This window comes from Streptomyces sp. NPDC058663, from assembly GCF_042716745.1.
In the GTDB taxonomy this organism is placed as follows: Bacteria; Actinomycetota; Actinomycetes; order Streptomycetales; family Streptomycetaceae; genus Streptomyces.
Genome location: NZ_JBHXRV010000021.1, coordinates 30130 through 54841 on the forward strand (window position 1 = coordinate 30130; position 24712 = coordinate 54841).

The following is a 24712-nucleotide window of genomic DNA, read 5'->3' on the forward strand; positions in this document are numbered from 1 at the left end:
AGGGGAGTTCTGGGGGTGCGCCTCGCTCGCCTCATGCCAGGTCTGCGGGGGCGAGGTCCATGCGGAGGCGCAGGAACCGAACGGGGTGGCGATGTCTGCCGTCGTCGACTGCCGTGTCGGTGCGGAACTCGGCAATGGTGTCCGGCTGCACGGGCTCGAAAGCGAGTTCGCCGCGAGTGCCCCACCCTGAGCTGAAGTGGCTTCCACGCCAGGGATGCTCCGGGCCAGCGGGGGTGATCTGCGCGGCGATCTCGCGCCGGTCTGCGGCCGTCAAAGGGGTGGTGCGGGCAATGAGGCGCAGGCGGCCGTCTGAGGCGTAGCGCCCGAGGAGAAGCGTGGTGGGTGCGTGCAGCGGCCCTGTGACGCCTCCGATGACGGCTTCAGCAGTCTCGTAGGTGCGGACCTTGATCAGCTCGCGCTCTCCAGGCCGGTAGGGGCGTTTCCCGGACCGCAGGACGACACCTTCGATTCCGACTCGTCCCCAGTCCGGGTCCATCCACCCTTGGGCCACAGTCCGCTCGGACGTCGACGCGACAAGCTCCCATGGTGAAGAGAGGACCCCACGGGCGAACAGGTTCTCCAACGCATCCAGACGTTCGCGGCAGGGGAGCGTGAGCATTTCCCGGCCCGCGTGCTCCAGCAAGTCGAACGCCATCAAGTGGGCCGGCGCCCGCTGTGCCGCCGTGATCGCTCGGGCCCTGGTGAGTCGGGCGCGCTGTTGCAGCGCGGAGAAGTCGAGACGCCCGTTCTGGAAGACCACCAGTTCCCCGTCGAGGACCAGGTCCTCCTCCACCTGAGCAGCAGCCGTCACAAGGTCCGGGAAGGAGGGAGTAAGGTCCGCCCCGCGCCTGGACTGGAGATGCAAGGTGCCCGAGCGGATGTACGCGATGGTGCGGTAGCCGTCCACTTTCTGCTGCCAGATCGGGTCCTGGACGCTTCCCGCCGGGGGCAGGGTTGGGCTGGAGCGAGCCAGCATGGGCTCGATCGGCGGTGTCAGCACATCCGACACTTTCCCCTGTAGCCGCCGGTGGCCTGGGCGTACACGCCGACTACGCACTGCCCGTTTCGTCGAGCGGAGACACGACCTGCCGCGCCTAGTGGGTGTCCGCCTGCGGGGGTTTCCAGGTGAGGGTTTTGAACGAGAGGGCCGTGTACCGGACTCGGGCCCATCCGAGATCGTCGGCGTGGGGCTTACGCGCCTGGGCGCTTCGCGCCGGGGGAGTTGCGAGGTAGGCGTCGACCTTCGGCACGGGCCAGCGCAGACGACCTTGCCGGAGACGCTTCTCGTAGCGGCCCAGGTCCGTGTTGCAGGGCCTGCACAGAAGGCCGCGCACGCAACGCGGGCACCCCGTGCAGCAGGCATGATCATGGTCGACCTGCCACCAGATGGGCCCGTCCGCCGCACTGTCCCCGGGGCCGTCATCGCAGAGGGGGCAGTAGTCGTTCTGGACTCTCAGAATCGCGTTGACGCGCGCTACGGACAGCCCGAAGCGCCGCGCCTGCAAGAAGGGCGGCCAACATTTGAGGCACAGGTCCCGGCGAGGGGGCCGGTCGTCTTCGTAGACCAACTTCTCGCATACCCGGCACTCTCCCGGCTCATGAACCCAACCCCGCCTGCTCGTCACGGCGTTGACCCTAGGCCCCGCCACTGACAGTCAGCGCGCCGCGGCCAAACCCGCACGTCGCAGGTCCCCAAGCACGCAGCGGCAGGGCCCGGCACACGGCACGACCACCTCTCGCGGGGCAGCGAACGCCGCATCGAAGCGTGATGTGCCTGCTGAGGTTTTCGCGCCCGGTACGGTCCCTGGTGAAGCGCTCTCTGGATGCGTCCGAGCCGGGCTGGGGGCACGGTGGGAACATGTCCGGATCACCGATCACCGTGCACGCGGTCCGCGGCGTCGGTGGCCGAAGGGTCACCGCGGCCGGGGTGATCCTCGGCGTGGCCTATTCGGACGGCGACGTAGCGGAGCTGCTCCGTCTCGCCGGCGTGGAGGACGCCGAAGACGTCGTCGCTGCGGACGGACCGTGGATCGAGTGGCGGGGCGCAGCGGCGCACGATTACGGGTGGGGTGTCGGTGAACGCGGTGTCAGGCCCCCGCCGAGCTAGCCGTCTGCCCCAAGGACCTCGTGAGCAGTTCGCGGGTGCGGTCCGATGTGATGCTCCTGCGCTCCGCCTTTGGAGCGGACGCAAGCCTTCCGGGTGCAGCACTGTGCTGGCTCGCCCGCGCCGCGCCCCTTTTCGTGGCCCCTCCCCTGGCGGCCCCGTGCCGCGGGCGGAAGGGAGCACCGCACCCATGCAGCCACCTGTCACCCGGGCCCTCCACGACTGGCGTACCGCTTGGTCCGTCCACGAGCGTGCCGCCCAGGAGGCGTTCACTGCGGCGTTCCCTGCGCTCGATCCCACCAACACGCGGTGCCAGTGCTTCGGCCCCACCCTCCGCTGGGAAACCCCGGGAGAAGGATCGGGGAAGGTCTGCCTGGACGACCACGGGCGTGCGACGGCGGACTTCGACGGCGTGCCCAAGGCTGCCCTGGGGGCGGCGCTGAACGAGTGCTTCGGGCCGGACTGGTTCGACGAGGGCAACGGAGGGTTCGCAGCGGCGGTACCCGGCGCCTACCACTACGAGGACGAGCTGACGTACGCGGAGTACGAGATCGACATCGGCACCGACAACACCGCGAGCTTCAGCCTCGCGTACCTGAAGGTCGACGACCTCGTGGCCATCCTCGACGGCATCGAACGCGCGCTCGCCGAAGAACGCACTCCCGCCTGACCGGCGGTGCCCCACCAGGGCCAGCGGACAGATCCAGGAGAGGACGTTAAGCACGTCCGCCGTTCACTCTGCCCGTCACTCGCCCCGCCGCTCCCCTTCACGTCCGCACTCGCGGCCGGGCGGCGGGGCAGGACGGAGTTGCGATCGTGGTCCGACGACGACGCACCGGCCCCACGGACACGGTCCGCGAGATCGTCTACCAGCGCGACGGCGGGCGCTGCGCTCGCTGCGACTCCGTGCACGGGTTGACGATCCACCACCGGATCAACCGTGGCATGGGGGGCGCCAGGGAGCCGTGGATCAACCAGGCGAACAACCTGCTGCTCGTCTGCACCGTGTGCAACGGCTGGTTCGAGGACAACCCCAGGGAGAGCTACCGCAGCGGGTGGAAGGTGCGCCGCCCGCAGCTCCCCGACGAGGTCGAGGTCCGCTACGCCGACGGGCGCTCGTACCGGCTCACCGCGGACGGTGCGCGCACCATGTCGGCAGGGGCTGCCCGATGAAGCGCACTGCTGACGGGTTCGTCGACTTCGGGCGGTGGACGGCCGGCACCTGGACCACGGCGACGCCCGGCATCTGGTTCGCGATCGGCTACACCTACAGCAGCAGTGTGGGGCGACCGCACCGCATCGGCGGTCCCGCCCTCACGCTCGGTCGTCGCACCTGGGCGGTGTTCAGCCTGTGTTCCCGCGCCGAGTACAAGGCCCGCAAGGTCGACCCGTGGGAGAAGGCGAGCGAGGACTTTCAGCCGCTCCCGCGGCGCCGCTGGTGGCCGTGGTGACGCGGCTGGTCGGGCTCGGCGTGCTGCGCCGCACCGTGGTCCCGGGCACTGCGGTCGGCCGGATTGCTCTGACCGGTTGTCCGGGCCGCGATCCAGGTGCCGAGGGCGACGTCGAGGGCCGTGTCGTCCTGCTCGGACGGTTCGGGTTTGCCCTGGTCAGAAGGGGTGCGCGGCGTTCACCATGACACGCCACGCCCCGCGCTGTACTATTTCGGGGTTCGCTCGGCCTGGGGTTGCCCCAGCCTTCGCCCGGCACCCGTACGGTGTGCCGCCACCCGCCGGAGGCCAGCATGCCCGCTGTGCATCACCACCTCGACACCCCCGACCACCAGCAGATCCGCAAGGAGGCGCGGCGCCAGGTCAAGGATGAGCTCGGCGCCATCGCCCGGCCCGACGACCGGTTCAAGCGGGCCTGCGAGATCGTGCAGCAGGCCGACCTCGAAATCGCTGCGCACGCCGAGGAGCGCAACCAGGCCGCCATGTCCTTGTGGTTCTACGACGGTGTCCGCGGCCTGGCGAACGTCCTGGGCATCACCGCCAACGCGTACGTCGAGATGCGGCGCGCGGCCCTGCACGGGGACAAGAAGAAGGCTTCCCTCACCACCGAGGACGACGAGCGCATGACCGGGGAGGAGCGCCGCAAGGCTGCGGAGAAGGCCGGTGTCCCGCAGCTCGCCGACGCCGCCGACCGGCTGCCGTCCCTCTCGGCCACGGTGTCGGAGGCGACGGAACGTAGGAAGGCCGCGATGCCGTTCCTGCAGACCTCCGCGCTCGCGTTGAGGGAGGAGCCGTACGAGTGGACGACCGAGCGCATCGGTGAGCTGGGCGACGTCACCGCGAAGTACGCGCGCGATGTCGCGAACGCAGCCAAGCGCCGCCGCGGCCACTGACCCACCGCACGCATCCGCCGGCCCCGGCTCACCGGGGCCGGTTTTTCAGGCGCCGGTATACGCGACCGTCCGGGGCCTGAGAATCCGGTGCCGGTGAATCCGGCTTCCGGTAGGCCGGGTTCCGGCGGACCGGGTCCCGGCAGATCAGGCCCCTTTAGTAAGAACATCAAGTCAGATCATTAAGTAGTTACGGTGCCCTCGCTATCGCTCAGGCACCGTCGGGGTCCTTGCCAAGGGCCCCTGGTGGCATCGAGGGATGCCGGTTCGTGATCATGGATGGCTAGGCTGCGCCCATGTCTCGTGTACGCATCGCCATTGCCGCCGCCCTTGTTGGGATGCTCTCGCTCGCCGCCTGCTCCTCCGGCAGTAACCAGTCCAGTCCCGTCTCCGGAGAGTCGGGCGGCGACAAGCCGGTTGCCGCCCCCGCCGCGAAGCCGATCACGCAGGATCTTCCCCAGGCGGATCTCACCAAGGCGCTCCTGGGCGACGGCGAAGTGCTTCCCGGGTGGACCCTCCACGATGACAAGTCGATCGTGAAGGAGGGCACCTACTGCAACTCCAGCGAGAACGACTCCTCGCCGAAGGGGTGGGTTCGGGGCGGTGACGCCGATTACGAATACAACGGGTCCACGAAGCACATGGCTTCCGTGCACATCTGCCTCTTCGACACAGTCGAGAACGCCCACAACGCGTACACGGAGTGGAAGGGCACCGAGACGAGCAAGGAGCAGCCCACGAAGCCGCCAGTGGGTGACGAGGGCACGATCGTCCTCAATCCCGGGGTCAGCGAGGACTACGTCCACGCGTTCAGCCGCTCGGGCCGGGCCAACATCCGGATCAAGCTCGATGGCGTCACCGGAGCCGACCCGGCGGGAGCGCAGGCCATGCTGTCCGCAACGCTGAAGCGTCTGCAGCAGCTCCAGGACGGGAAGCCTGCCACCGTCACGGCCGCAGACGAGCAGGCCGCCGCCGGGAAGTAGCTGTTGACGGCCAGGGCGCAGCGCATGGTCCTGTCACAGATTCCGGCGGGCGGCGTTCTTCCCAGCATGATGACCATGCCCCCCGTCGTGGCCCTGGCCCGCCACTTCTACGAGACCCGCCGCGAGATCCTGGTCGAGGGCGGTACCGAAGCCACGCCCTGGTACCGGCTCACCGAGGACTCGCGCGCCATCGCCGTTGCCGAGGCGCACATCGTCCTCGAAGCGGTACGCCGCGCGAACGACGAGCAGAAGGCGCTCCTCACGGTTGCCGCCCTTCGCCTCCACGAGTCCAAGCCACCCTCCGCCGTGGTGTAACAAATTCGGCGCCCTGACGTACCTATAGGTGCCAAGGTCCTGCGGTCCCCCTCCCCCCAAGCCGCGGGACCTTGCGCAAGTCTTCCGGCGCACGCGGTACTCGTGCAGGTCAAGCCTGACCGCGCTGCGCCGGAACCCGCGGTCTGGCCGGGTGTCTGGGCATGGGCCCCCGGTCAGACCGCGACACAAAGCACGTCAGCACGGCACCGTCCCGCCCATGCCCCGCACGCAGCCTGACCAGCCGACACGCACCCGCGTGGCACCACCGGCATCCACGCTGCAGCACGCCCGTCCGGGCGTCATCTCCCGCGATGCGGCCAACGTCGCCGACCTCCTGTTGCGGCTTCCTCCCACCGAGCGCCGCAACGCCTTCAAGGACCACTTCGCGGCCCGCGAGCGAGCCGTGATCATGACGGAGGTCGAACGGGCCACTGGCTCCCTGTACGGGCTGTGGAGGGACAGCCCCAGCGGCTTCGTGGAAGACGTCCTGGGAGAGTCGCTGTGGAGCAAGCAGCGCGCCGTCCTGGACGCGATCGTTGATCACACGAGAACGGTCGTCCCCGCTGGATTCGGTGTCGGCAAGACGCACTTGGCGGCGCGCGCCGCGGTGTGGTTCACCAACGTGCACCCGGTCGGCACCGCCCTGTGCATCACCACCGCAACGCGATTCCGGCAGGTGCAGCGGCAGCTCTGGCCCCATATCCGCAAGGTCGTGCCGCGCGCCGGCCTGCCGGGGTACTGCGACACCGTCCAGTACAAGATGCCCACGCCGCAGGGGCACGAGTTCGTCGCGGCGTACGGCTTCTCGGCGCCCGCCAACGACGAAGCCGCGATGCAGGGCATCCACATGGCCCACATCCTGCTCATCGTCGACGAAGCGGGCGGTATCGCCCCGACGATCGGCGCGGGCACGAACAACCTGCTGACCGGCGGCCACGCGGCGATGCTCGCCATCGGCAACCCGGCGATGGACGACCCGGCCTCGTGGTTCGAGGAGTTGTGCATCGAGGGCGACGACCCGAGCGAGCCGACGACCGTCACCATCCCGATCTCCTCGCTGGACTCCCCGGCGATCACGGGCGAGCGCGTGCCGTACTGCACGGACTGTCCCGAGACCACCGGCGATATCCACACCCTTGCCCGTCACATGCCGGACCAGGACTGGGTGGACCGCACCATCAGGTCGTACGGGCCGGATCACCCGTACGTCGTGGCCAAGGTGTTCGCGAAGTTCCCGAAGGGCGGCGGCGGCGTGGTCGTACCGCCGAGCTGGGTCGAGGCCGCGATGGCGTACGAGGACCCCACGGGGGACGGCTGGCACCGGTTGTGCGATCTGGGCCTGGACGGCGAGACGGCGGAGCACACCGTCCGTGAAGGGGCCTGGGTCCGACTCGGCGTGGACGTTGCCGCGGACGGTGGCGACGAATTCACGGTCGTCCGCTCCGTCGGTGACGCGGTCGAGTTCCGGCACGGCTCCTCTGGCTCCGCCAACGACAACCAGGTCACGGTCGCGGAGACGGTTCTGGAGGAGATCCACGCCGCGCAACGACTCGCCGACGCCCTCAACTCCCCGCATCCGGTACGGGTCAAGGTCGACCAGAACGGCATCGGCCACGGTGTGGTGTCCATGCTGCAGCGCTGGGCCGAGACCGGCCGGCACCGCGCCCAGATCGTCGGCGTCATGGTGTCGGAGTCCCCGGGCCAGGACGATCCCGGCGCGATCATGCGGCCGTGGCGCAAGCGCGACGAGATGTGGCTGGCGACCCGTAGCCTCCTCCAGCCGGACCCCTCCACCGGACGGGGGCGCCTGCGCTTCCACGTCGACAAGAAGACTGCCGCGCAGCTCTCGACACCCAAACTCCTCTCAACGACCAGCGGTTACACCCAGATCGAATCGAAGAAGTCGATGAAGGCGCGCGGGATGAAAAGCCCCGACCGGGCGGAGGCACTGCTCCTCGCCCTGTACGAGCCGGAACCCCTGCACCAGCCGCGCCGCCGTGGTCTCCTCAACTGACGCCCCAGAGGCGTAGATTCGGCGAGGTTACGAACGGCGTCGGCGAAGAAGGGACTGCTCTCGTGGGCATCGAGCCGATTCAGGGCGAGGACTGCAACGGATTCTCCGAGCGTGTACAGGAGTATTCGGAGCCGGACTCCGAGCCGCTGTGCTGGGACCACCACAGCAACGTGTGCGGCTGTGAGGAACGTGCTCCCCTGACCGACGCCGCACCGACGGCAGGCGGCCCGTCCCCCTTCTCCACGGAACCGCCGTTCCCGCACGGTCACGCGATCCCGCTGTCGGACATCCCGGACCACATGCCTTACTGACGTGCGCATCGGGCTGATTTCGAGTCCTCCGTCGCGCCCGTCGCGCTACCCTCCGTCCATGACGGACATGTTCCTCGCAGCCCTTGAGCAGGCCACCCGAACCGTCGTCGCGCGCGTCCGCGGCGAACTCCCAGCTGCCGAAACTTCCGCTACGGCGCCCCGGGTGAACGAGGGGATCGTCCACGATTACTGCTGCACACCGGACTGGGCCCTGTGCGGGCTTGATCTCAAGGGCCGCCGTTCTGCCAGCGGAGGCGAGCAGGACTGCGTGGTCTGTGCCGACTTGGCCAGCAGCGGAGTGGGTTGCGCCGCCTGCGCCAGCGGCCAGAGCGCATCCTGAAGCCGCTGCATAGCGGCGCGGCAGCGACTTCAGGAGAGGGTGCCCTCAGCGTGAGGGCACCTACTGGATGGGGTGTTCACTGAGCCAATCGGACAGGTCGTGCGCCGATCCGAGAACGTCGGGCCGGTTGGTGATCTTGTCCGATCCGACGGCCATCCCCTTCTCCATCTTGTCGAGGAGCACGTACGCCTGCGTCCAGAACTCCGGACCGACTGCCTTGTCGACGTTCATCGCTTTCCGGAGCGTCCGCGCGGGGTCGGCGACGGCCTGCATCTTGTCCCAGCACTCGCCCGCTGCCCGTGGACACCCGTCAGTGACATCGAAGTTGGTGACGGCATCCTGAAACGTCTTCGTCGCCGCTGTGACGCTTGGTGCGGCTGGTGTCGTCGGCGCCGTCTTCCGCGCCTCCGCCTCGCCTCCGCAAGCGCTCGTCCCCATCACCGCTGCCGTGAGCAGTATGCCTGCCGCAACCCGTCTCCACCTGGTTCTCCCCATGGGAGTGGATCATGCCACGGCAGCCGACGAGGAGTCAGCTCTGTCCGTGCTGCTCACCGGGTACAAGAGGCCGACTGCGTGAGGGCGGCGTCGCCGATGCCGCGCCTCATCAGACCGGCAACGACGGAGGGGCCCCTCCCAGGGCCCCTCCGTCTACTTCTTTCCCCCGTTGCCGAACAAGCCCTTCAAGGCCCGCGCTGCGACCGCTATACACAAGGCGCACGCTCCTGCGGCAATCAGCGCCACCACCAGGCCGACGAGGAGCATCACCGCGGTCGTGGCCGCGGCGAACCCGATCGCCAGGTAGCGGCCCCACCGGTCCGCTTCCTTCACGACGATCTGCTGCACGGGCTGGCTGGGGCTGTGCCCGCACTGGCAGTTCGCCGACAAAGCGCCGTGGTACTGCTCGGCGGGCAGGTGCTGTGCCATCTGCTCATACGGGTAGACGTTCGTCGGGTAGACGGGCTTACCGGGCAACGGCGTTCTCCTTCGTCATGGACGGCACGGTGGCCGAGGGGGTGTGCTCGGAGGCGGTGAGGACGTAGACCTTCGCGCGGTCCCGGGTGCCGGAGTCGTCGACCCAGCCCTTCGTGACCCACTGCGAGAACGGGCCCTGAACAGAGGTGCGGTGCCCTGCCAGGCCCTGGGCGACGGCTTCCGGGAGCGTCAGGCCCTTCGGCCCGGCTTTCTGCAGGGCCTCCCAGAACCCCAGACGGTTGTCCGGGATACGGCTGCCGTCGGGGAAGGTCGGTACGGCTCGGAGGTGCGGCCGTCCCCCGCCGGGAATACCGCCGTCGGGAGGGGTCGGTTCGTGCTCGGGCTCGGGTTCGTCGGCCGTCTCGGGTACCGGCTCGTCGGCGGTCGCGTGCCGCATGGACGTCGCGACGATCTGCGCGTCGCTGACCCAATAACACCGGCCCTCGTTCGGTTCCTTGTACCGCTTCGACGCGACCATGACCTTGCCCGGCAGGTCAAGCCAGTCCAGCCGCCAGCCGGCACCGTACGCCCCAGCCCCGTAGATCATGTTGATGGGAGTCGACTCGAAAACCGGCAGGCCGATGCGGGTGCTGTACTGCTGCCGGGCGTCCGTGCCCTGTCCCCCGAACGCTTTCTCCGAGGGGGACTGCGTTGCCGCGATGACGCGGATGCCCATGGCGCGGGCGACCTGGTTGATGGTCACCAGTTCCGCAGCGACGTCGGGGGCCTGCCGCAGCAGTTCGGCCAGCTCGTCGATGATGAGCACCCAGTACGGGCCGTGCTCGCTGGTCCACTTCCGTACGGGCTCACCGTTCGGGCCGCGGAGCGTCGACAAGAACTTGCCGCGGCGGATCATCTCCGCCTTCACCATCATCAGGACCTGCCGGGCAAGGTCCGGGTCGTCGGCGAGTGCCAGCATGTTCCGCCGCCACGGCCCCAGTTCGAGGGCGCCCGGCTTCATGTCGATGCCGAGGATCTGGGCGTCCGCGCAGGCGGCGAGGTTGCCGATGATCACGTTGACGGCACCGGACTTACCCATGTCGGTACCGCCCGCGAGGAGGACGTGCCCGGCCACCAGGTCGAGCAGGATCTCCGACCCGTCGGGGTAGACGCCGAGGGGCATCGGCTGCTCGATGGACGTGATCCCCGGGCCCGGCCACACGACGGGCCGCTCCAGCGGGTCGTTCGTCTGCATGCGGACGATGAGCTGGTTGGCCTGCGGGCCGACAGCAAGGCGCAGCTTGCCGGGGAGGGCAAGGTTCGCTTCAAGCTGCTGCCGCTTGGCTATGACTGCCTCGGCGGACGTCTGCTTGCCCGCCGGGAGCGACACCATCGCGTGCCATCCCGTGTCGGTGAACACGATCTTGGAGACGTCCATGGCGGGCACGCCGAGCGCGACCAGGGCGCGCCGCAGTCCGGTCTCCTCCTCGGTGTCGCCGGTGACGCCGGGCGCGCCGATGTTGATACCCATGGAGTCCGGCAGGAGGCCGTTCTTCGCGGCCTTGACCTGAAGGTTCATGCGGTCGTGCCGAGCCTTCACGAGCCACGGCACGTACATCAGGTAGGCGCCGATGGTCGTGGCGCCGGTCGCGATCAAGGAGGGTACGGAGGGGCCGAGCGCGGCGCCGATCCAGGCGTCAGCGGACATCACGGCGCCGCCGAGCCCGACGGCTGCGGCCTTCGTGTTCTTGTGTTCCAGGCCCTTGGCGCACAGCAGGCCCGTGGCCGCAGCCGCCATGCCGTAGCCGGTGTGTTCGGTCCACCCGAGTCCGGTGGCGTGGTGCCACCACGACATCGCGGTCAGGCTGAACGTCGCCGCGGTCGGCGCCAGTTCGTAGCGGAGACGCCCGCAGAAGCGGCACACGGCGAGGGACGCGTGCGCCACCGTGGCGGCGGCGCGACGCAGTCGCATGTCTTTCATCGAGGGGCCTTCCGCGGAGGTGACGTGACGAGGTGAAGCGAATCCCCTGGTCGGGGCACGTCACGTCACCTGCGGAAGGCGACAAGGAGGGTACGCGAGAACATCGCGGTGGCCTTTCGGTTCGGGTCTTCGGCGGTTGCTCTCCGCCAAGGAGGTGGGCCCTGGGCCCGTATTCAGTTAGATGATCACTGTAGCGCGAGGGGCTGATTCATGTGGTGCTGAGCCGTGCTGATGCCGCCTCGTACCCTCGGTCCCACGCTTCCTTCAGCTCCCGCTTCGGGGCGGCCACCAGCCACGGCACCAAGACCTCGGCGAGGTGCTGGTACGCGGCGGCCTTCGCCGGGTACTCGCGCTCCGTCTCCTCGATGCCGGCGCCCAGCTCCATGGTGCGGCTGATGTAGTCGGCGAGCGCTTCCACCCGCTCGTCCGCACATCCGAGCCCTTCGGGCGGGGGAATCGACACGAGGACCTGCGCCAAGTCGGGGTGCCGCTCGGAGGGACCGACCCCGTCAAGATGACAGTGGAGTTCGATGCTGAGCCAGCCTTCCAGCGGCAGAAGCTCCCCCATGAAGCGGGTTCGCAACGACTGCGGACCGATCTCACCCTTCATGCGGTACACGGCGTCTCCATCGTCTCGTCGATGATCGTCCTGGCTTTGTGACGGCAGTCCTGACACGTGCTGTGCTGAGCACCGCAGATGGCTGCCGCGAGGGCGTTCAAGGCGCCCGTGGAGGCGATACGCAGCAGGGCCGGAGCCTTGCTGGCGCACGCCCCACACGAGTGCGCCTTGTTCTCGCGTCGGCCGCACGCGATCAGTGCGATCTGCTTCAGCAGCTTCGCGGACGGCTCGGTGCTGGTGCTCATGTACGGGCTCCCTGCGGGGATTTGGGCTTGAAGTGTGCGATCAGCGCCAGGTCGGCCGATCCTCGCTGCTCGTACACGCGCATCTCCTGGCAGTACGAGCAGCGGTAGGCGACGAACCAGCGCAGCGGGTTGTCCTTCGCCAGCGGGTTGCCCTGACGACCGCCCATCATCACGTACGGCCCGGCGTCCCCGCACCAGTCGCATGCTGACGGGTGGTGTGAGAGCTTCGGCGCTTCCACCCACTCCGACCATCGAATCGGGCGCCCGCCGTACTCGGCCGGCAGATTCGGCACGGTGTACGTGGGAGGGGCCGGGACAGCCCAGAGGCGGCGTCCGCCCTGTTCTGCGGGCGGCTCCGGCGCCGCCCCGGCCGCACTGCCGGGCAGCGGCCGGAGGGGGGCGGGCTCGCCGCGCAACACCCGCAGACAAGCCGTGCACAGCCGTTCCTCGTCGACCGGGCCGTTCCAGGGCCGGACGCCCGGCGCCGACTCGACGGCCGGCCGGCACTCCAGCGGGATGGTGAACATCGTCGCGGCAGGCGCGGCGACGTCCTCGACTGCGACGTGCAGCGCCAGACGGCCCGCGGCGCGCACGATCAGCCGCCCGGCCCACACGGGGCCCGTAGTCTCGATCGCCAGCGCGGTCACGCCTCGTTTTCCTTCCGCAAGATCGGCAGCGGCGGCGCCATCACGAAGACGTGCCTTCTCCGGCATCCGGCCCCGGCGAGCAGCACACGCCTCTCCACGCGCCAGGTCCGCGCGATGCTCCCTTGGCCGCAGGCCGGGCAGGGCACCTCGGTGCGGACCTTGACCGCGGTATCCGGCAGCGGCGGCGGGTAGATCGGGAACCCGGCCGCGAGTGCCAGGTCCTCGGCGGCCTTGGGCTGGAGGCGGATGTAGACCGGCTCCTCGTACGGGGCGACGGCGGCTTCGGCTGCCCAGTCGGCGAACGTGGTGAACATCAGCTTTCCTCCACGGCCGGCACGGTGATGGACGGGCGGGCGCCCTCCGGCGGAGCCTGGTCGTCAGTTCTCAGACGGAACGGCCACCGGCCCTCGGAGTCCGGGGCGTAGCCGCGCTTGTACCGGACAGAGCCGAGAGCCGATGCGCTGTCGCCCCACGCGATGGGCAGCGGGAGGAAGGCGGGCGGCCCAGCGATCCATCCGTCAGCGAGGTGCCCAAGGGGATCGTCTGCACTCGGGTACGCCTCCGCGGGCCCGTCGAACGTCATCTCCACACCCCGGTACGGGCCGTCCGCGAAGTACACGGGGTACTGCGCCTTTGGGCCCCGTACGGCGTCCGCGTAGACGGTGCGCTGCCGGTCCTGCCAGTCCATCACCTCCCGCCCGGTGGGCGTGGGGGTGAACCCAAGGACCGCGCGTAGCGCCGCCACGGTGGACAGCAGCTCGTGGTACGCGGCGAGCGGGAAGTCCTGACGGAAGCGGTCGCGCAAGAGGGAGCAGGACGCCTTGTCAGCGACTTCGACCAGGTGGATGTCCAAGACTTCAGGGTCGATGTGATCGCCGCCGCGGGCGAATGCGGCGACGGCTGGGAGCACGGCCGCGGGCATGGCGAAGGTGGTACTCACGGAGGGGCATCTCCTTGGTAGGTGGCAGAGGGCCAAGCCCTCACGACCCCTTACGTCGGATCGCGAAATCTGTTACACCTCGCGCGGCCTGCCTGCGGTGCCCCGCCGCCAGGCCGCCGCCCGCAGCACACGGCGGCCCGCGCTCGGCCAGGGAGGTTACGGCCGACGATCTCGACTTTCCGCTCGGTGAGCTTCGTACGGTGGCAGACTCACCGCTTCAGTGAGAGGCACAGCGGGAGGGCGAGATGGACGTTTGGAACGTAGTCATAGCGTCGGGAACAGCAGCCGTGGCGTGCTGGTTGTGGCACGTGGCTAGGGGAATCCGTCAGGAGCAACAGGAGTCCACACGTCGGGATTTGATGGCGCTCCCGGGCGTCAAGATATCCGTGGAGGCGTTTGGTCGATCTCTCGAAGGCGTGCAGGTGCGAGCCTTCGCGCCGCCGAGAACCCCTGAAAGAGAGTCACCGATCGGCTGGTTGTGGTGGCGGGTGGACACCGACGAAGAGGGTGAACTCGCCTACGAAAGCGGCTGGGCGCTGACGTACCGGAGCGCCCGCCGGAAGGCCGGCGCACCGTTGAAGAGCGAAGCCGTGGAAGTCGTCCTCCGTCAGAAGCACGGTTCGTCCGTGCCGCCTGGCCCTGATCAGTACAGGTCGCCCTCCAGCGACTCCAAGGACGAGGCAGCACGATTCCCGGAAGCATCGCCGACTAAGCCCTGAATACGCGCGGCGCCGAAGAGCGGTTAGCTCTTCTCAGCCCAGTAATCCATCAGCATCTCGCCGGGCCACGCAGGCTCGTGGACGGCGCCGCGTGGCCCCATCTCCTCGAAGTACGGCGAGAGGTCGTAGATTTTCGTGCCGACCACGGCATCCAGGTCGAGCACGTGCAGCTGGAGGCCGTCAACCTTGAGCAGTCGCGGGAAGCTCTGCGCGAGCTGGTTGGGCCGCCGGTGGTTTCGGTGCGCGAAGGTGCCCGTCTCCGGCCACTGAGAATTCCCCCGCGGGCTCCGGGCGTGGTACTCGACGTCCGAGGGTGAAGCCTGGTTGAAGTGCCAGAGGACTACCAGGTGGGAGAAGTCCTCCAGCCCCTGCACGGAGTCGGCGGGGAACTCCTTCGCATCGAGGCTGATCACTGACTCGATGCCGCCCCAGTAGTCATCGGCGACCTCGGTTCGCCCCAGGATGACTTCCCCGATCGGCTTGATCTCCAGAGCCATGTCCGAACCCTTCCAGTTGTCCTCAACAGCGCGGGTGATCAATCTACTTGTGACAGGTAGGAGGCTGCGCGTGCGTCGAGGGAACCGACGGCGGGAATGCCGCGTCTGCGGTAGGGCGACAGCAGGCCCCTCATGTCCACGACCGCCTGCCGGGCTCGACCGGAGTAGATTCCGCCCTCCATCGCGTCCAGGAGGTCGCCCCACGTCGCGCACGCTTCCTCTACGCCGCCTTGGGCGATCTGGGTGGCACCCCAATATCCGAGGGTGACCGCGTGCGTACGGCGAAAGGCAGCCCCTCGCGTTCGTACGGAACGCCGGAACTCCTTGACCGCCCGCTGATGATCACCGAGGTCCCGCAAAGTGCATGCGGTCTCGTGTGCCAGGGACGCCTCGCCGAAGAAGAACGTTCGGTCCGGCTCCCTGATCCCGTCGTGTGCCTTCGACAGGTCGTCCTCGGCGCGGACCAGGGCCCGTGCGGCATCGTGCTTATGGTCGTTCGCGGCGAGGGCGCGTGCGTGCACCACGCCGAGGAGCGCTTGTTCCCGGGGGGTGGCGGCTGTGTACCGTTCGCCGTGAATCGACGCCTTCGCGATCTGGAGGGCTTCGCGGCGGAAGCCCATATCGAGCGCTTGGTGCGCCATGGCACGCAGGATGTGTCCGCTCAGGGGAGCGTCACCGGATCGGGCGGCCAGCTTCACCGCGGTGTTGAAGCGCTGGAGCGCGACCGCGTGCTCGCCGGAGTCGAAAGCCATCCAGCCGGATACGTAGGCGAGTTCGGCGGTGGCGGAAAACATCTCGCGCCGGATGTTGTCGTTGGTGAACCGGCCGCGGAGGAAGTCGTGAGCTTCGTGTCTCAGATACACGTCGACGGCTCGTCGGCCGTGGCCGCCTCCGCGCCGCTGGTCCATGCGTGAGAACGCCTGGGTCAGTTCCCGTACGGTCTCGACGTCTCCACGGCCAACGCGTTTACCTGCGGGCGGCTCGTCGGCCGGCGGCCGGGCCATCCTTTCCCACCAGGACTCGTCCGGCAGAATCAAGGCCCCTGCCGAGTACACCCCGCCCACCAGCAGCCGACGTCGGTCCGTGTCCACGCCACTCCCCAGATCGTTCAGCGCGATCAACGGGTCGACGCGCCAGTCCAGCGCTCCCTGCGCCGGTGAGGTGGAAGCTGCGAACCCGATTTCTTGTGGCGTGATCTCACGCTTCAGACGACGGGACAGCGCCTGACACAAGATAACTGGCGCGATTCCCGACGGCTGGACTCCTCCGACCCACATGCTCACGTGGGAGCGGCCGACCCTGGAGTTCTCTCGTACCTCGCCGTTCAGCGTCTCGACGGCGACTCGGTTGTACGCGGCGGCTGCTTGCGCCCGTGACCAGCCAGCTTCCAGGAGGAGCGCCGCTAACTGCTCGTTTCTCTCGCGCGCCATGTTGCGCCCCCGCCATTGAAAATGATCTTTGACCACGTTGACCGGGCCCGTCCCTGGAAGCAGCTCGGGGACGGGCACAGATCCAACGTAGGGCGCAACCACCCTCCGACGTAAAGGAGATGGCGGATTTTCACCCTGGCCGGGTCAGCCATCAACGCTTATGGGTGCAGGTCTTTGACCATCACTGCGTATACCGGAGAGTCGGCGAAGGGCTGCTGTTCGCCGGCCTTCCGTGGCGTAGGTCAATCTGCCTCGTGACGCTTGGGCCCATGCCTCCTCCGATCGCTGGTGTCGATTAGGTCAGCTGGTCGGGCGAATCATCACCGTGAGACGCGGAGAAGCCGGTGAGGGCTGGCTGTGTCCAAGATTCGTGTACCCCCATGATCGGTACAAGGCATGCACCTTCCCGTCACCGACCGCCTCGTTGACCATGAGCGTCACGTACGGCTCATCGCGACCGGCGAGGAGCCCGTCGTGAATGCGACGCGCAATTCCCGTGCCTCGCCAGTTGGGGCGCACCCCGATCTCCTTGAGCGCCAACGTCGGCTGCGCTGTGTACTTCTCGCTGGGCGTCGGGCTGGTGCGCTGCCAGTAGCGGTCTCCGTCTTCGATCTTGTTTCCGTAGGCGTAGCCCACGGGATGGTTTCCTTCGTAGGCGAGGACCGCCTGGAAGCCTGGTTCACAGCCGTGACGGTCCAGGCGCTCTCCGAATGAGGTGATCGCGTAGTTCGCGAGGTGCAGTAGCGGTGCGCGCACTTCGGCGTAGACGTCGAGTAGGTCGCCGCGGGCGGCATCCAGGTCGGTGAACGATCGGAGTTCGATGGTGGGTGCCGAGGTCATGCTTTTGTCCTCCAGGCGGCGGTGTGCTCGGTCCAGGTGCGTGCGCTGACGCTGCCCGGTGCGGTGGCACGCAGGGCGGCGCCGAATTCCTGAAGCATGCGCGATACGCGGGCATGTTGGGTAGCCGCCTCTGGCGAAACTTCCATCGCGGTCTGAGTCGCGGTGTCGACGTCTCTCTGCGCGAGTTGGGCTTGGGCGAGTCGGCTGGTAGCAATCGCGCGTGAGCGGAGCATGTGCGGCTTGAGCGCGGCGAGGCACTGGTGGGCGTGGTATTCGGCGGTGGACCAGTCGCCAGCCGAGAGGTGGGCCGTGAGGGCGAGCGAATGCAGTTCCGCTTCGTCGTAGAAGGCCAGAAGCCAGACGGGGCGGAAGGCGTCTGGGTCAGCTCGGACCATGGCCTCTCGCGCCTGGTCGAAGGTTCGAGGCAAGCCGTTGCGCTCGTGCGCGATGCCCTGGATGGCCATCTGGCGCGCCATGCCGAGAGAGGCGAACATCGGGTCACGGCGGGTGATGTGCAGGTTGCGTGCGACGTCGTTCGCGGCGCGGGCATCGGCCGGGCGACCCAGGTGCCGGTAGAGGCTCCCCGCGTGAGACCAGATGCGGAACTTGATTGCTTGGTCACCCGAGAGTTCAGCCAGAGTCTGGGCTTCACGCATGTGTGCGATGGCGTCCTGGAAGCGGCGGCCGTCGATGGCAGCCCACATGGCCGAGGATCTGAAGCTGGCTGCAGTGGCGTAGAGGTGACTGCGTACGCGTTGAGAGGCGCTGCCGGCGTTCTGGAGGTTGAGGGCCTTGTCGGCGAGGACTGCCGCACGGTTCTCAATGTCAGGCTGGCCGCCGCGCTTGTGGTCGCTGGCGACCACGGCGGCGAACTTTTCGTGCAACCGCTCGACGTCGGCCATGCCGATCTTGCGTGTTGACGAGGCGCCTGGGGCGGCGGCAGCCACGACCGTCGAGATCGAGCCGGCGACGAGGGTGCGGCGAAGCATGGGGTCCTCCTGCGGTGAGGCTGCCGTGGGCGAAGTCCTGCCCCGTGGCACGAACCCTAAGTCGGTGGCAGACCGCCCTGAGAGGTGCTCCAGGACCGTTCGCGTTGCCGCGTTGGGCCATCGGACCCGTCCGGAGCGCCACTCCCTGACCTGACGTCCGTCGTAGGTGCCAGGCTTCCCGGTGAGGTGCTCCAGGGCTGTATTTGCTTCTTTGGCAAGGCCGTTGGCGCTGTACTGGTGCTCGTCCATCCACGCTTCAAGGGCCATATTGCGCGCGGCGTTCATGACCGCAGAGTAGACCGATGACCACGCATGGTGAGGTAAAGGAATTGCCAAAAGCCCCTAGGTGGTCCATCGCGGCAACGAACGGCAACCCCTAACCAGCCCGTCCGCAAGCGGAGTTACCTAGTTCGTGCGGCGCCGGATGGCGTGCGGTGTCCGCAGGGCGACGCCAGTCGGATACCTACACTGCGGCGCCGTCCGGGAGGACTTGACCGATCCCCGCACACGATCTTTGACCACCTTGACCACCCCCGAGTCCTTGACCCCATTCCGGGCACTGCGGATTGGCGGTTCGCTCTTGTAGGCCAGACACTCGACGAGCGGGAGCCCCCCAATGAACGCCTCCTCTGGCACAACAAGCTCCATGAGAACCGTGCGGCCGACCAGCGTCGACCAGCAGCAGAGGTCCTGTGTTCTGCCGGGGAAGGCGGCGATGCCGCTCCCCCTCGCCGACGAACTGACGGAGTTCCTGGACAGAGCGGCATTTCTGTTCCAGTGCCCGCTGTACCCGCCGCCGCAGACCCTGGCCCCCGTCCCGGCCCCATCCCAGCAGAGCACCACGCTCGACTGGATGGACGTCGAGCGGCGATCCGCCGAGCGGTGGAACCCGCAGAAGGTCCGTATCGCACCTGACCATCTCGTAAGGACCGGGATCGAGCGCCGCGAAGTCCTGAGCCGGCGTCTCGCACAGCTCGAAGCCCGCGGCCGTACCCCGCGCGTGTGCCTGTACTCGGTCAGCCAGGGCCGACCGGCTCCTTCCTTCGCAGCGTCCCGTACGTACGCCACTGACCAAGAGTGGCGGACAGGGCCCGAGCGCTGCATCACGGACCGTCTCAGCACGGTGTCCCCCCTGCACCGCCCCGGCTGGCGCTGGGTGCTGCACCTGATCCGGGCCGGGCACGCCGACGGAGTCGTCGCGCTGGCCCACACAGCCATCAGCCAGCACGTGGCTGAGTATCGGCACAGTCTCCGCATGGTCGAGCAGCACGGTGGGTTCGTCGCCCTGGTCACACCGGAATCCATGAGGCCCGAGACGGTCACGCTCCCGTCTGCAGCCTTCCACACGCGCCGAACGCCCTGCCGCATCCCCGACCCGGGAGGCTCCCGATGACCCCCGCCACAGCCGTAGCTCCGTCCGATGCCCGGACGCCGCCCCAGACCGCGCGCGCATTCGGAACGTCCTTCACCCTGAGCAACCCGAAGGTTCCGGACGCCGTCCGCGTCGGGCAGATGCGCAAGATCACGCGTGCACACCTGCGGATGTGGAAGGTGGCCGAACCGCAGGCAGGCGACATCGTGCTCGTCGTATCCGAGTTGATCACCAACGCAGTCGAGCACGGCGCAGACGGCCGAGCCATCGGCCTCCGGGTGGGGTACATCGGCGGGCAGCTACGTGTGGAGGTCACGGATGAGAACCCGTCGCCGGCCGTTCTGCGCTGCGCCGATGACGACGAGGACTCGGGGCGGGGCGTGTTTCTCATCGCGGCCTTCGCGGAGGACTGGGGTGTCAGCGAGGACGGCAAGACCACGTGGTGCGAGTTCACCATGCCTGCCGGGAGGCCGTGATGGTCGCTGTCGACAACGCCACCGCGGCTGAGTTGTTGGGTCAGCCGGTCTCGGACCACGAGACGGCCATGCGGAGAATCGTCTTCTCCCTCTCTCGCGCTCTCGCGCGCGAAGCCGTCAGTGAGGAGCTGGTCGACCTCCTCGACACAGTCCTCATGGACCCGCCCTTCCCCGGGCCCGCAGCCTCGGGCCGTCACCGAGGCGACGGCTTCCTGACCCGTTGCGGCTTCCCGCGTTTGCGACGGCCGCAGCACACGGCACCCCCACCCCTGACCGGCGACGAAGCAGCACGGATTGCTGCCCGGTTCCGTGCGGCCACGGCCCAGTTCATCCAAGCTGCCCCACACCGCATCGCCTGGTACCCCACCGAGGAATTACGTCTCCTCAGCGCCCTGCGCGATGAACGCCCCGCTCCCGACCAGTTCCTGCCGTACCTGCGCCGGTACGCACTCGCCCTGCTCGCGGTCCTTGACCTGATGGGGGACGACACGTGACCCACACTCCCCCGGCAGGAACCACCGCATCCCGCAGCCGTCGACAGTTCTACTGGCACAACCTGCGCGTCCCCTTCATCGCCCCCTGGAGCACCGAGAAGGTATACCCGGGCCGGGTCGTCAAGAGGTCGTGGCGGCACGGCCTGCGTATCGGGTACGCCGACGAGTCCTCAGTCGACCGGCGCCACGGCACCTTGTGGGTCAGGCACTCGGCAGTGCGCGGCGCGGGTACGCCTGACATGGCGGCTGTGCACCCGCTCCGCCAACGGCAGGCGATGTCGCATCTGCTGTGCCAGGTCTGCGGAGAGTCGACCTTCGACGTCGACTTCGAGCGGTGGGGCGAGCGGTTTCTGTTCCTCGTCCGGGCCGGGCAGGGGCGCCAACTCGGCGAAGGCGAGCTGACCGCCACTCCCCCCGTCCACGCGGCGTGCGCTCTTGAGTCCGTCCGGGACTGCCCGCATCTGCGCACGGGCCACCTCGCCGCGCTGGTGAAGCGGGTGCAGCCCTGGGGAGTGTCGGGGTTCGTCCATGATCCGAAGTCTCTGCGCCCCCTCTACTCCAAGGCCAAGGACGGACTCACCTCGGTGGCCTACGAGAACCCGTCGATCCACTGGACTCTCGCAACGCGCGATATATCCACCCTCCACGGATGCACCCCCGTTGGTCTCCATGACCTCGCTGCCCGCTCCGCGACCTAGACCCCGTCCGGCCGGCCGGTTGCCCCGAGCCTGGCCCGCCGGACGGACAAATCCCCGCACGCCGCCCCACGACGCTCCGAAGGTTGATGACCTTGCCTGACTTCGAATACCCGGGCCCCCGCCCTGACGCCGAGCAGCACCCCTTGGGGACCTTCACCTTCGCCGGGGAATCGCAGCAACCTGCCCGTCTGTCGATCCTGACCGTCTCCTTCCTGGGGTTCCGGGCGCAGGCGGAAGGCCGGACGGGATTCGCTGCACTGCAGGCGATGCGCCGGCAAGACAACCCGGCGCTGGTGCGCAACCTCTGCCTCTACCTCGGCGCGATGTGGTTGGCCGTCGCCGTCGTAATCACGCTCTACCTGACCTAGACCTCGTCCTGCTCACCCCGAGCAAATCCCACCGTCAAGGAGAAAAGATGACGACGACCGTAGCGAGAATTGAGCTGACCTCCAGAGAACGGGACGTCCTCCAGGGCTTGGCCGACGGCAGCACGATCGCCGCGGTTGCCCTCAACCTGAAACTGCGAGAGAGCACCGCCTCGGGGTACCTGCAGCTCGCCCGGCGCAAGCTGTACGGCGCGAGCGAGACCGCGGAAGCACTCGCCGCGGCCTATGCCAGCGAAGCCATTGAGCGGCCGGAACCGCTCGACCCCGAAGGTCTCTTCCTGCCACGCGAACAGCGCGACCTCGTGCCGTTGATCGGACAGGGGATGGCTGCGGCTCAGATGGCGACCACGCTGAAGCGGCCGGTCGAGATCGTCCGCCGCGACGGTCGCGACCTCCTGCGGAACCTGCGCGCCCGAAACCGTGCACATGTCATCACCCGCGCGTGGGCGTACCAGGTCCTGACCACGGAGCAGGTGCTGGCATGGCTGCGCTGACTCCTGTTGTCCCGGACAAGGTTGAGGTCCTGGCCCTCGTTGAAGAAGTACTCGCATGGGACCTGCAAGGCCCCGAGCTCCCGGAACCTGCGTCGTCCTTGGTTCTGGTCGAACAGTTCACCACGTACGGCAAGGTCCTGGCCGACGACCTGGGCACCCTGTGTCTCAACATCCGCGCCAGCTCTCAGGCCGGGAATGGCGCACAGGCCACCCTCAACGAGGCCAGCCGGCGACTCCACCTCTCGCCTCCACCCCCCGGCCCGCTGGCAGCCGCACACCGTGCGCAGAACCTCGCCCGCCTCACCCAAGCTCTGCTCCGCTCCATCGACCAGGTCAACGACGAACACGCGCGCGTCACACAGCACGCGCACCGTCACGTCACCACGAAGGGCGCTTCGAAATGAAACCCGCTCACGCTCTTTTCGTCCTCGCCGCGCTCGGAGCCGCTCAACTCCTACTCAGTGAGAGGCAGCACCGGCAGCGCCTCGCACTCGATGCCGCGGGAATCCACCAGCAGTGGATCTCCGACACCGCTTCCGATTCGCAGACGCTTGCCCAGTGGGCTGCCGACGGCGAGGAGTTGGGCAGCGAGGAGTTCAGGCAGTCGATCCACACCAACCGCCTCCTCGCTTTCCTCTCCGCGAAGTATCAAGCCGGCCTGCTCGACAAGAAGGCGTTGCGGGTCCAGGCGAACTGGGTGATGCGGCGCCCGTGCGTCCGCGCTTACTGGGCGAGGTACGGAATCACCCTCCGTGAGGAGGAGGCGGTGAACACCAAGGACCGCTCCTTCAACGCGATCTTCAACGACGAGTACGGCGCCGCCGACGAGAAGGCCAAATCCGCCACATGACCTGCCTCCACCCCAGGCAAGCGGCCCCCTCCCGCGCGCCCCCGCCCCGCACCGGACGGCTCGGGAATGCCGTTGGGCGGGGGAACGCACAGACCTAGCGCAGTGCCCCCAGAATCCCCTGAGCCGCCATCTTCACGGCTTCGCGTACACGCACCACTAGGAGACCAGCACATGACCAAACTGCCCGACGAGAACCGCGCGGCCGAGCTGCGCAACAAGGTCGTCGACACGTTGAAGGAGCGCGGCACAATCGTGTCGGCCGGAGTCGAGGCCGCCATGCGTAAGGTGCCCCGGCACCTGGCCGTGCCGGAAGCGTCGCTCGATGACGCGTACAACACGTTCAACGCGGTGGTCACTCAGAAGGACGAGCACGGCAACGACACCAGCTCGGTATCGGCCCCGCAGATCCAGGCGATGCAGATGGAGCAAGCCGGCATCCGGCCGGGCGACAACGTGCTGGAGATCGGCACCAACGGGCCGAACGCGGCCTACCTCGCCGAACTGGTCGGCCCCACGGGTCAGGTCACAACGCTCGACATTGACCCCAAGGCGGCGGCTCGCGCCGAGCAGTTCCTGACCGAGGCCGGATACCCGAACGTGAACGTCGTCGTCGCTGACGCCGAAGACGGGTATCCCAAGCACGCTCCGTACGACGCGATCGAGGTGACCGTCGGCGCCTGGGACATCCCTGCCGCCTGGGTCGACCAGCTCAAGGCGGACGGCAAGCTCGTCGTACCGCTCCGCATCAACGGGCTGACCCGCACGTACGGGTTCGTCCGGGAGGACGATCACCTCGTCTCCACCAGCGCACACGCGTGCGGCTTCGTGGCGGTACAGGGTGCCGGTGAACACCTCCAGCAGAGGATGCAGCTGCCGGGCGACAAGGGCGTCACCCTGGTCTTCGACGAGGGCCTGCCCGCCGACCCGTCGCTGCTGACGGGGGTACTGGACACCCCCCGTGTCGAGAAGTGGACAGACGTGGTGGTCGCCAGCGGCGAGCCTATCGGCACGCTTCAGATGTACCTGGCGACGCACGTCCCGACGTACTGCGGCATGTCCATCGACGCCGAACTCGCCACCGGCGCTATCGGCCCGACCGACCTCCCCTTCTCGATGGTCGCCATCGACGGCCCGAACTTTGGCTACCTCGTGGTGCGCCGCGACGAGAAGGCGAAGACCGCGGAATTCGGCGTCCACACCTTCGGCCCCGACGGAGAGGGCTTCGCCGAGCGCCTGACCACCGCCCTCCGCACCTGGGGCAAGGACTACCGGGACGCCCCTGACCCGCACATCGCGATCTACCCGGCGGGCACTCACGATGACCGAATCTCCGGCGGCCGGATCATCGACAAGAAGCACAGCCGGATCTCAGTCTCCTGGCCGACCGTCTAGTACACGACCGCTGGCCAGGTAGTCCTGCACCATTCCATCTCACAGGGAACGTGATCACATGACGACCTCCATACTCGACCGCCCCACCGGCCTGGTTGAACTGCCGGGAGGGGACCTCTCCGACGAGGACTTCCAGCTCGACGTCCAGATCGTGATCTCCGAGAGCCCGGTCTACGCCTTCAACTGCCCCACCAGCGACGGCTGCGGTGACACCTGCGCCAACGGGGCCAGCGCCTGCGTGTCCTCCATCGAGGACGCCGCCTGACGCACCCCCGCGTCCGCCGGGGTGGCAGCCCGTTCTGGCTGCCACCCCGGCAGTACCCCGT

Annotated in this window: 35 protein-coding genes; 21 read left to right on the forward strand and 14 right to left on the reverse strand. The window is 68.2% G+C overall.

Features of this window, described 5'->3' with window-relative positions; translation table 11 throughout:
• Window positions 1–31 precede the first annotated feature (31 nt).
• Both ACFWVV_RS17265 and ACFWVV_RS17270 read right to left on the reverse strand, forming a co-directional pair.
• Complete coding sequence (locus ACFWVV_RS17265) at window positions 32–1009, reverse strand: ATP-dependent DNA ligase (RefSeq protein WP_384350978.1); 978 nt, start codon at window positions 1007–1009, stop codon at window positions 32–34.
• Window positions 1010–1094: 85 nt separating this feature from the next.
• A complete protein-coding gene (locus ACFWVV_RS17270; protein WP_384350980.1) occupies window positions 1095–1649 on the reverse strand; it encodes an endonuclease domain-containing protein in 555 nt (184 codons plus the stop codon).
• 209 nt (window positions 1650–1858) lie between these two features.
• Between ACFWVV_RS17270 and ACFWVV_RS17275 the strand changes: the two genes are divergently transcribed.
• From ACFWVV_RS17275 to ACFWVV_RS17320, 10 genes are all read left to right on the forward strand, one after another.
• Complete coding sequence (locus ACFWVV_RS17275) at window positions 1859–2107, forward strand: hypothetical protein (RefSeq protein WP_384350983.1); 249 nt, start codon at window positions 1859–1861, stop codon at window positions 2105–2107.
• Between the two features lie 187 nt (window positions 2108–2294).
• Window positions 2295–2774, forward strand: a complete 480-nt coding sequence (locus ACFWVV_RS17280) for a hypothetical protein (RefSeq protein WP_384350986.1) — start codon at window positions 2295–2297, stop codon at window positions 2772–2774.
• 146 nt (window positions 2775–2920) lie between these two features.
• Window positions 2921–3277: an HNH endonuclease gene (locus tag ACFWVV_RS17285; protein ID WP_384350989.1), complete on the forward strand. Its 357-nt coding sequence runs from the start codon at window positions 2921–2923 to the stop codon at window positions 3275–3277.
• Window positions 3274–3555 (forward strand): hypothetical protein, encoded by a 282-nt coding sequence (locus tag ACFWVV_RS17290; protein ID WP_384350992.1) that lies wholly within the window; start codon window positions 3274–3276, stop codon window positions 3553–3555. The genes ACFWVV_RS17285 and ACFWVV_RS17290 overlap by 4 nt, the downstream gene beginning before the upstream one ends.
• Window positions 3556–3845: 290 nt before the next feature.
• Window positions 3846–4445, forward strand: coding sequence for a hypothetical protein (locus ACFWVV_RS17295; RefSeq protein WP_384350995.1), 600 nt, complete (start codon window positions 3846–3848; stop codon window positions 4443–4445).
• A 293-nt stretch (window positions 4446–4738) separates the two neighbouring features.
• Window positions 4739–5425: a hypothetical protein gene (locus ACFWVV_RS17300; protein WP_384350998.1), complete on the forward strand. Its 687-nt coding sequence runs from the start codon at window positions 4739–4741 to the stop codon at window positions 5423–5425.
• 75 nt (window positions 5426–5500) lie between these two features.
• Window positions 5501–5740 (forward strand): hypothetical protein, encoded by a 240-nt coding sequence (locus ACFWVV_RS17305; RefSeq protein ID WP_384351001.1) that lies wholly within the window; start codon window positions 5501–5503, stop codon window positions 5738–5740.
• Between the two features lie 217 nt (window positions 5741–5957).
• The gene (locus ACFWVV_RS17310) at window positions 5958–7754 is read left to right on the forward strand and encodes a hypothetical protein (RefSeq protein WP_384351004.1); all 1797 of its coding nucleotides are present in this window, start codon (window positions 5958–5960) and stop codon (window positions 7752–7754) included.
• A gap of 62 nt (window positions 7755–7816) precedes the next feature.
• Complete coding sequence (locus ACFWVV_RS17315; RefSeq protein WP_384351007.1) at window positions 7817–8065, forward strand: hypothetical protein; 249 nt, start codon at window positions 7817–7819, stop codon at window positions 8063–8065.
• Window positions 8066–8123: 58 nt separating this feature from the next.
• Complete coding sequence (locus ACFWVV_RS17320; protein WP_384351010.1) at window positions 8124–8405, forward strand: hypothetical protein; 282 nt, start codon at window positions 8124–8126, stop codon at window positions 8403–8405.
• A gap of 60 nt (window positions 8406–8465) precedes the next feature.
• On the opposite strand, the gene ACFWVV_RS17325 is transcribed toward ACFWVV_RS17320, so the two are convergent.
• The 8 genes from ACFWVV_RS17325 to ACFWVV_RS17360 all read right to left on the reverse strand — a co-directional run bounded on the left by ACFWVV_RS17325 (window position 8466) and on the right by ACFWVV_RS17360 (window position 13749).
• A complete protein-coding gene (locus ACFWVV_RS17325; RefSeq protein ID WP_384351013.1) occupies window positions 8466–8900 on the reverse strand; it encodes a hypothetical protein in 435 nt (144 codons plus the stop codon).
• Between the two features lie 153 nt (window positions 8901–9053).
• Window positions 9054–9377, reverse strand: a complete 324-nt coding sequence (locus ACFWVV_RS17330) for a hypothetical protein (RefSeq protein WP_384351016.1) — start codon at window positions 9375–9377, stop codon at window positions 9054–9056.
• Window positions 9367–11289 (reverse strand): FtsK/SpoIIIE domain-containing protein, encoded by a 1923-nt coding sequence (locus ACFWVV_RS17335; RefSeq protein ID WP_384351019.1) that lies wholly within the window; start codon window positions 11287–11289, stop codon window positions 9367–9369. The genes ACFWVV_RS17330 and ACFWVV_RS17335 overlap by 11 nt, the downstream gene beginning before the upstream one ends.
• 217 nt (window positions 11290–11506) lie before the next feature.
• Window positions 11507–11917 carry a hypothetical protein gene (locus ACFWVV_RS17340; protein WP_384351022.1) on the reverse strand — a complete coding sequence of 137 codons (411 nt, stop codon included), beginning with the start codon at window positions 11915–11917 and terminating at the stop codon, window positions 11507–11509.
• Complete coding sequence (locus ACFWVV_RS17345) at window positions 11905–12162, reverse strand: hypothetical protein (protein ID WP_384351025.1); 258 nt, start codon at window positions 12160–12162, stop codon at window positions 11905–11907. The genes ACFWVV_RS17340 and ACFWVV_RS17345 overlap by 13 nt, the downstream gene beginning before the upstream one ends.
• Window positions 12159–12809 carry a hypothetical protein gene (locus tag ACFWVV_RS17350; protein ID WP_384351028.1) on the reverse strand — a complete coding sequence of 217 codons (651 nt, stop codon included), beginning with the start codon at window positions 12807–12809 and terminating at the stop codon, window positions 12159–12161. The genes ACFWVV_RS17345 and ACFWVV_RS17350 overlap by 4 nt, the downstream gene beginning before the upstream one ends.
• A complete protein-coding gene (locus ACFWVV_RS17355) occupies window positions 12806–13123 on the reverse strand; it encodes a hypothetical protein (protein ID WP_384351031.1) in 318 nt (105 codons plus the stop codon). Before ACFWVV_RS17355 ends, ACFWVV_RS17350 begins: the two co-directional genes overlap by 4 nt.
• A complete protein-coding gene (locus ACFWVV_RS17360; protein WP_384351034.1) occupies window positions 13123–13749 on the reverse strand; it encodes a hypothetical protein in 627 nt (208 codons plus the stop codon). The genes ACFWVV_RS17355 and ACFWVV_RS17360 overlap by 1 nt, the downstream gene beginning before the upstream one ends.
• Window positions 13750–13994: 245 nt before the next feature.
• Here ACFWVV_RS17360 and ACFWVV_RS17365 point away from each other — a divergent pair, with 245 nt between their 5' ends.
• Window positions 13995–14468 carry a hypothetical protein gene (locus tag ACFWVV_RS17365; protein ID WP_384351038.1) on the forward strand — a complete coding sequence of 158 codons (474 nt, stop codon included), beginning with the start codon at window positions 13995–13997 and terminating at the stop codon, window positions 14466–14468.
• A 23-nt stretch (window positions 14469–14491) separates the two neighbouring features.
• Here ACFWVV_RS17365 and ACFWVV_RS17370 read toward each other — a convergent pair whose 3' ends face one another.
• The 4 genes from ACFWVV_RS17370 to ACFWVV_RS17385 all read right to left on the reverse strand — a co-directional run bounded on the left by ACFWVV_RS17370 (window position 14492) and on the right by ACFWVV_RS17385 (window position 18509).
• Window positions 14492–14965, reverse strand: coding sequence for a TrmO family methyltransferase (locus ACFWVV_RS17370; protein WP_384351040.1), 474 nt, complete (start codon window positions 14963–14965; stop codon window positions 14492–14494).
• 38 nt (window positions 14966–15003) lie between these two features.
• The gene (locus ACFWVV_RS17375) at window positions 15004–16395 is read right to left on the reverse strand and encodes a Tat pathway signal protein (protein ID WP_384351239.1); all 1392 of its coding nucleotides are present in this window, start codon (window positions 16393–16395) and stop codon (window positions 15004–15006) included.
• A gap of 300 nt (window positions 16396–16695) precedes the next feature.
• Window positions 16696–17235, reverse strand: a complete 540-nt coding sequence (locus ACFWVV_RS17380; protein WP_384351043.1) for a GNAT family N-acetyltransferase — start codon at window positions 17233–17235, stop codon at window positions 16696–16698.
• Window positions 17232–18509 carry an XRE family transcriptional regulator gene (locus ACFWVV_RS17385; RefSeq protein ID WP_384351046.1) on the reverse strand — a complete coding sequence of 426 codons (1278 nt, stop codon included), beginning with the start codon at window positions 18507–18509 and terminating at the stop codon, window positions 17232–17234. The genes ACFWVV_RS17380 and ACFWVV_RS17385 overlap by 4 nt, the downstream gene beginning before the upstream one ends.
• A 361-nt stretch (window positions 18510–18870) precedes the next feature.
• Between ACFWVV_RS17385 and ACFWVV_RS17390 the strand changes: the two genes are divergently transcribed.
• The 10 genes from ACFWVV_RS17390 (at window position 18871) to ACFWVV_RS17435 (ending at window position 24651) form a co-directional block, all read left to right on the forward strand.
• Window positions 18871–19617 carry a hypothetical protein gene (locus ACFWVV_RS17390; RefSeq protein WP_384351049.1) on the forward strand — a complete coding sequence of 249 codons (747 nt, stop codon included), beginning with the start codon at window positions 18871–18873 and terminating at the stop codon, window positions 19615–19617.
• Window positions 19614–20072 carry an ATP-binding protein gene (locus tag ACFWVV_RS17395; protein WP_384351051.1) on the forward strand — a complete coding sequence of 153 codons (459 nt, stop codon included), beginning with the start codon at window positions 19614–19616 and terminating at the stop codon, window positions 20070–20072. The genes ACFWVV_RS17390 and ACFWVV_RS17395 overlap by 4 nt, the downstream gene beginning before the upstream one ends.
• The gene (locus ACFWVV_RS17400) at window positions 20072–20566 is read left to right on the forward strand and encodes a hypothetical protein (protein WP_384351054.1); all 495 of its coding nucleotides are present in this window, start codon (window positions 20072–20074) and stop codon (window positions 20564–20566) included. The genes ACFWVV_RS17395 and ACFWVV_RS17400 overlap by 1 nt, the downstream gene beginning before the upstream one ends.
• The gene (locus tag ACFWVV_RS17405; protein WP_384351057.1) at window positions 20563–21264 is read left to right on the forward strand and encodes a hypothetical protein; all 702 of its coding nucleotides are present in this window, start codon (window positions 20563–20565) and stop codon (window positions 21262–21264) included. Before ACFWVV_RS17400 ends, ACFWVV_RS17405 begins: the two co-directional genes overlap by 4 nt.
• A gap of 92 nt (window positions 21265–21356) precedes the next feature.
• Entirely contained in the window at window positions 21357–21632 is a 276-nt protein-coding gene (locus ACFWVV_RS17410) for a hypothetical protein (RefSeq protein WP_384351059.1), read from the forward strand.
• A gap of 47 nt (window positions 21633–21679) precedes the next feature.
• Window positions 21680–22144: a LuxR C-terminal-related transcriptional regulator gene (locus tag ACFWVV_RS17415; protein ID WP_384351061.1), complete on the forward strand. Its 465-nt coding sequence runs from the start codon at window positions 21680–21682 to the stop codon at window positions 22142–22144.
• Window positions 22132–22548, forward strand: coding sequence for a DUF6415 family natural product biosynthesis protein (locus tag ACFWVV_RS17420; protein ID WP_384351064.1), 417 nt, complete (start codon window positions 22132–22134; stop codon window positions 22546–22548). Before ACFWVV_RS17415 ends, ACFWVV_RS17420 begins: the two co-directional genes overlap by 13 nt.
• On the forward strand, window positions 22545–22994 hold the full coding sequence (locus ACFWVV_RS17425) for a DUF6082 family protein (protein ID WP_384351067.1): 450 nt from the start codon (window positions 22545–22547) through the stop codon (window positions 22992–22994). Before ACFWVV_RS17420 ends, ACFWVV_RS17425 begins: the two co-directional genes overlap by 4 nt.
• Before the next feature lie 171 nt (window positions 22995–23165).
• Window positions 23166–24386 carry a methyltransferase, FxLD system gene (gene fxlM / locus ACFWVV_RS17430; RefSeq protein WP_384351070.1) on the forward strand — a complete coding sequence of 407 codons (1221 nt, stop codon included), beginning with the start codon at window positions 23166–23168 and terminating at the stop codon, window positions 24384–24386.
• A 58-nt stretch (window positions 24387–24444) separates the two neighbouring features.
• Entirely contained in the window at window positions 24445–24651 is a 207-nt protein-coding gene (locus ACFWVV_RS17435) for an FxLD family lanthipeptide (RefSeq protein WP_384351073.1), read from the forward strand.
• Window positions 24652–24712: the final 61 nt, after the last annotated feature.